The 5,071-nt window shown below is 59.3% G+C and carries 5 protein-coding genes; all 5 read left to right on the top strand.

Annotated features, from left to right (window positions below; translation table 11 throughout):
• A partial coding sequence (locus ACTHV6_RS05290; protein ID WP_441386238.1) for an AAA family ATPase occupies positions 1-857 on the top strand: 857 nt, incomplete at its 5' end.
• Between the two features lie 137 nt (positions 858-994).
• Positions 995-1,981, top strand: coding sequence for an ABC transporter substrate-binding protein (locus tag ACTHV6_RS05285; RefSeq protein ID WP_441386237.1), 987 nt, complete (start codon positions 995-997; stop codon positions 1,979-1,981).
• A 136-nt stretch (positions 1,982-2,117) separates the two neighbouring features.
• On the top strand, positions 2,118-3,266 hold the full coding sequence (locus tag ACTHV6_RS05280) for an ABC transporter permease (RefSeq protein ID WP_441386236.1): 1,149 nt from the start codon (positions 2,118-2,120) through the stop codon (positions 3,264-3,266).
• Positions 3,260-4,051, top strand: coding sequence for an ABC transporter ATP-binding protein (locus ACTHV6_RS05275; RefSeq protein ID WP_441386235.1), 792 nt, complete (start codon positions 3,260-3,262; stop codon positions 4,049-4,051). The genes ACTHV6_RS05280 and ACTHV6_RS05275 overlap by 7 nt, the downstream gene beginning before the upstream one ends.
• Before the next feature lie 125 nt (positions 4,052-4,176).
• Positions 4,177-4,914, top strand: a complete 738-nt coding sequence (locus ACTHV6_RS05270) for a phosphoglyceromutase (protein WP_441386234.1) — start codon at positions 4,177-4,179, stop codon at positions 4,912-4,914.
• Positions 4,915-5,071 lie beyond the last annotated feature (157 nt).

The following is a 5,071-nucleotide window of genomic DNA, read 5'->3' as shown; positions in this document are numbered from 1 at the left end:
CCCCGGCCGCACTGGCGCTTCTGAACCCTGGCGAAGCAGAATCCCCACGAGTTCCATCTTCCCCGCAAGTTTTACCCTCCCCACAGCTCGCCAGAGATTTCCGCACGCTGGCGTCCCGCTGCCACCACATCGATACAGTGTTCTGCCAAACTCCCGCTCACGCCAGCTCCTTAGCCCAGATCACGCCGGACACGCCCCATATCACGCTCACACCCACACCCGAAAACTCTGAGGAGATTCGCCGCGCGGGCATGTTCGCCAGCTGGGAGAGCCTGCCCGAGCCCGTGCAACGCCATTACACGAAGCGCGTGGCATTCTGCGGTTGGGAGAGTTCGGGCAAGTCCTACACGGCCGAACACGTGGCCAAAGCCCTCGGCACCACGTGCGTCCCCGAGTACGGCCGCGAATACTACGAGCGCCTGAACAGCTACGAGGATATCGGCGAGAGCCAGGACGCCCTCAACACGATGGCCGGCCAGCTCCATTCGCTCGAACGCGCCCGCGGAAACAAGGTGTTGTGCCTAGATACAGACCTGATTTATACGCAGTTTTACCACCTGAAGGATTTCGGTTGGATGAACCCCGCGCTTGATGCCCTCATCAGAGCGAACGCTGAACGGATTGACGAGTGGGTTTTCCTTGAGCCCCGTAACCCGCTCGCTGATGACGGGTCCAGATTTAGGTACGACGACGACGAACGTCAGCACACATCCAACGCCCTACAGGACCTGTATCGCGAGTATGGGTGCAACCTTCACGTAGTGGATGAGGCCGATGACGCCACGCGCCTAGCTGTGTGTGAGCAGTTGGTTCGCTCGTTCATGGAGCCTGCTGTCGCGGAGGTATCGGTGAGGTAATCGTCGTCGTCGAAATATCCAATCCATGAACTAGCGGTCCCACACATTGGGATACCTCGTACTATCGGGTTACGAACGGAGCCACTGGCTCTGGAGGTAGGGGGCAAGGCACGCCTCCACGAATGAAGGGATTTCTCGTGAAGAGGACACGTTCTTTGGCGGCGACGCTCGCCTGCGCAGCCCTCGCGCTGGCTGCGTGCGGATCTGATGATTCGGATGGCGGTACGGATTCGAGCTCAGAGTCCTACAACGTTGCGGTGACGCAGATCGTCACCCATGACTCGCTTGACCAATCAATTGCAGGATTTAAGCAGGCCCTCGAGGATGAGGGACTTGACGTCACGTATGACGATCAAAACGCGAACAATGACCAAACGGTGGTTGCGTCCATCGCAGGCACGTTGGCTAGCAGTGATACCGATCTGGCACTGGGCGTTGGCACGCCGATGGCGCAGGGACTCGCGCAGTCCATCGCTGATAAGCCGATTCTGTTCACGGCCGTGACAGATCCGGTTGATGCAGGGCTGGTGGAATCGCTTGAGGCGCCGGGCGCCAACGTCACCGGCACCACCGATGCGAATCCAGTGGAAGAGCAGCTGGACCTCATCGTCGAAATTGACCCAGATGTTGCCAGAGTTGGCGTGGTATACAACTCCGGTGAAGCCAACTCTGCCGTGCAGGTTCAGTGGCTGAAGGATGCCGCGGCTGAGCGTGACATTGAGGTAGTTGAATCGACTGTTTCGAACACTGCCGAGGTTCAGCAGGCCGCCAACTCACTCGGTGTTGATGCGATCTACGTTCCAACAGATAACACCGTGATCTCCGCCTTCGATTCCGTGGTGCAGGTGGGAGAATCCAAGGGGATTCCTGTATACCCTGCCGAAGGTGACTCCGTTGCCAAGGGCGGTCTGGCCACCTACGGCCTCAACTACTTCGATCTGGGCTACCAGACCGGTGAGATGGCTGTGAAGATCCTTGTTGACGGTGAGGATCCTGCCACCATGGCCGTTGAAACCCAGAACGAACCCGTGCTGTACCTGAACCTCGGCGCAGCCGAGCGTATGGGCGTTGACATCCCACAGGACGTCCTTGATCGCGCGGACGAAGAAAACATCACGGAGTAGCGTTGTAGCCCGGTGGCCACCCGGCCCCGGGCACTGAAAGAGGCCGGCATACCACCGCCGCTTTCACATCAATGTGGTGGCACCCCACAAGGTTCGCCGCCATAGCGCCGCCCCAGCCCAACACTTAGGACCGAACATGATAACTGCTATCGAACTGGGATTGGTCTACGCCATCATGGCGCTCGGAGTGTATCTGACGTTCCGCATCCTCGATTTTGCGGACCTGACGGTTGATGGCAGCTTCACCACCGGAGCTGCAGTTGCCGCCATTTCCATTGTGAATGGCGTGAACCCCTTCCTTGCAACTGCCGCAGCCTTCGTGGCTGGGCTGGGGGCCGGCGTGATTACCGGCATTCTCAACACGAAGGCCCATATTGATGGGCTTCTCGCCGGAATTCTGACGCAGATCGGCTTGTATTCGATCAATTTACGAATCATGGGGGCAGCCAACGTCTCGCTCCTGCGTGAAGAGACGCTCTTTTCCGGGCTCCGGTCAGAGGGCATGTTGGGAGGCGCATCGTGGGTTGGCTCGCTGATTCTTTTGCCCGTCGCGCTGGTGATGCTGGCCATCATCGTCTGGTTCCTTCACACCGATATTGGTTTGGCCATGCGCGCCACGGGGGACAATAGTGAAATGATCCGCTCCTTCGGAGTGTCCACCGATACCCAGAAGATCCTTGGGCTCGCTCTGTCCAACGGGCTCGTTGCCCTCTCGGGCTGTCTGGTTGCGCAGTACCAAGGCTTCGCGGATGTGTCCATGGGCATCGGAATCATCGTGTCCGGCCTTGCCTCGGTGATCATCGGTCAGGCTATATTCGGGCGCTTGACTATCTTCCGGGCGGCCACCGCCGTTGTGATTGGCGGCGTGCTGTACCGCGTGTTCATCCAGCTCGCGCTCATGGCCGGGCTTAACCCCAACGATATGAAGCTCATCTCCGCGATCCTCGTGATCATCGCCCTTGTGGTTCCCCAAATGAAGATCATTAAGAAGGTGCCAACAAGGTTCACGCCGCATTGGCGAACAGGGAAGATTTCGGACAACGTGAGCGCCGCCGAACTGGCCGCCATGACGGCGGATAATGCGGCGCTGGACGATCAGGCTGTGGAGAACGTGGCAGTTGTGGCCCGTGCACGCGATAATGACGAGGCTATTTCCCCCGGAGATACTGGCCCCGGAGATACTGGCCCCGGAGATACTGGCCCCGGAGATACTGGCCCCGGAGATACTGGTCCCAAGGAACTGGGCGAAGAACGCCCGCCCGAGGGAGAGGAGCGCTCATGCTAGAAGTCGCCGGAATAACCAAGGTCTTTTTCCCCGGTACCGTTAACGAGCGCCGAGCACTCGAAGATGTGGATCTGAAACTGCGCGAAGGCGATTTCGTCACCGTGATCGGTTCGAACGGCGCCGGAAAATCCACGTTGCTCAACGTTTTATCCGGCTCCATTCGCTCGGATGCCGGCTCTGTGACAGTTGATGGCCGCAACGTGACACGACTCAGCGATTACCAGCGCGCAGCCTACATCGGCCGTGTGTTCCAGAACCCATCGGCTGGAACTGCCCCGCACATGACCATCGAGGAGAACTTGGCCATCGCCAAGAAGCGCGGGATGCGGCGCGGGCTCCGGTGGGCCGTCAAGAAATCTTTGCGCAGCGATTTTCGGGATGATTTGGCCACGCTGGAACAAGGGCTCGAGGAGCGGCTGGATGATTGGGTAGGGCTTCTTTCTGGAGGTCAACGCCAGTCCCTTTCCCTGCTCATGGCTACCTTCACCAACCCCAAGATCCTCCTGCTGGACGAACACACAGCGGCGTTGGATCCTCAGCGCGCGGCCCTCGTCACCAAGATCACCTCCGAACTGGTGGAGGCTCAGGGCCTCACCACATTGATGGTCACGCACAATATGGAGCAGGCACTCGCGATGGGCAACCGGCTCATCATGATGCATCAAGGCCGCATCATCCTTGACGTTGAAGGTGAAGATAAGGCCACGATGAGCGTCCCGGATCTCCTCGCAGAATTCGAGAAGCACCGCGGGGCCGAGCTATCGGACCGTGACCTGCTGCAATAATTATCCGCCCACCCACAAGGCAGAGGTTTCGGGCGTAGGTGGGGATCCGTCGTCGTCGTCAAAATTCCGTACCGTAGGACGAAGTCCTGTGGCACGCCGCGGGCAGTCGTGGGAGAATATGGACTATGACTTACACCCTCGTACTGCTCCGCCACGGCGAGAGCGAATGGAACGCGAAGAACCTCTTCACGGGTTGGGTTGATGTGCCGCTTTCAGAAAAGGGCCGCGCAGAAGCCACTCACGGAGGAGAGCTTCTCAAGGAAGCCGGTGTGCTGCCCGAGAAGCTGTACACCTCGATGCTGCGCCGCGCGATCATGACGGCGAATCTTTCGCTGGACGCGGCCGATCGCCACTGGATCCCGGTTGAGCGCGATTGGCGCCTGAACGAGCGTCACTACGGCGCGCTGCAGGGCCTGAACAAGAAGGAAACTCGCGACAAGTACGGCGAAGAGCAGTTCATGGCATGGCGCCGCTCCTACGATGTGCCGCCGCCCGCCATCGAAGCTGGCACCGAATACTCCCAGGATCAGGATCCGCGCTACGCGGGCGAGCCGATCCCGATGACCGAGTGCCTCAAGGATGTTCTCGAGCGCCTGCTCCCGTACTGGAACGATGTGATTGTTCCCGATATCAAGACGGGCAAGACCATCATGGTGGCCGCACACGGCAACTCCCTGCGTGCGATCGTCAAGCATCTGGATGGCATCTCCGATGATGAGATCGCCGCCGTAAACATCCCCACCGGCATTCCGTTGGTGTACGAGCTGGATGAGAACACGCTGGAGCCCGTCAAGAAGGGCGGCACGTACCTCGATCCTGAGGCCGAGGCGAAGATCGCCGCGGTTGCCAATCAGGGTAAGTGATTGAAGCTGCCAGCCGGGCACGTAACTGGCTGGGCACGTACTAGATAATAGGTACTAGATAGAGGTAAGGGCGGGGCACCGGTTGGCGCTCCGCCCTTACTCTTACTGGCTCTTCACAGTTGGGGGTGTAGGAGTTGGTTTGTGAATCCTCCGGTTT

Source organism: Ancrocorticia sp. (assembly GCF_052089425.1).
Taxonomy (GTDB): Bacteria; Actinomycetota; Actinomycetes; order Actinomycetales; family Actinomycetaceae; genus Ancrocorticia.
This window is presented reverse-complemented; position numbering and strand designations above follow the sequence as displayed.

What these genes read in the sequence shown, in the direction of transcription:
- ACTHV6_RS05280 (WP_441386236.1), top strand. Translation starts at nt 2,118, where the DNA reads ATGATAACTGCTATCGAACTGGGATTGGTCTACGCCATCATGGCGCTC.
- ACTHV6_RS05275 (WP_441386235.1), top strand. Translation starts at nt 3,260, where the DNA reads ATGCTAGAAGTCGCCGGAATAACCAAGGTCTTTTTCCCCGGTACCGTT.
- ACTHV6_RS05270 (WP_441386234.1), top strand. Translation starts at nt 4,177, where the DNA reads ATGACTTACACCCTCGTACTGCTCCGCCACGGCGAGAGCGAATGGAAC.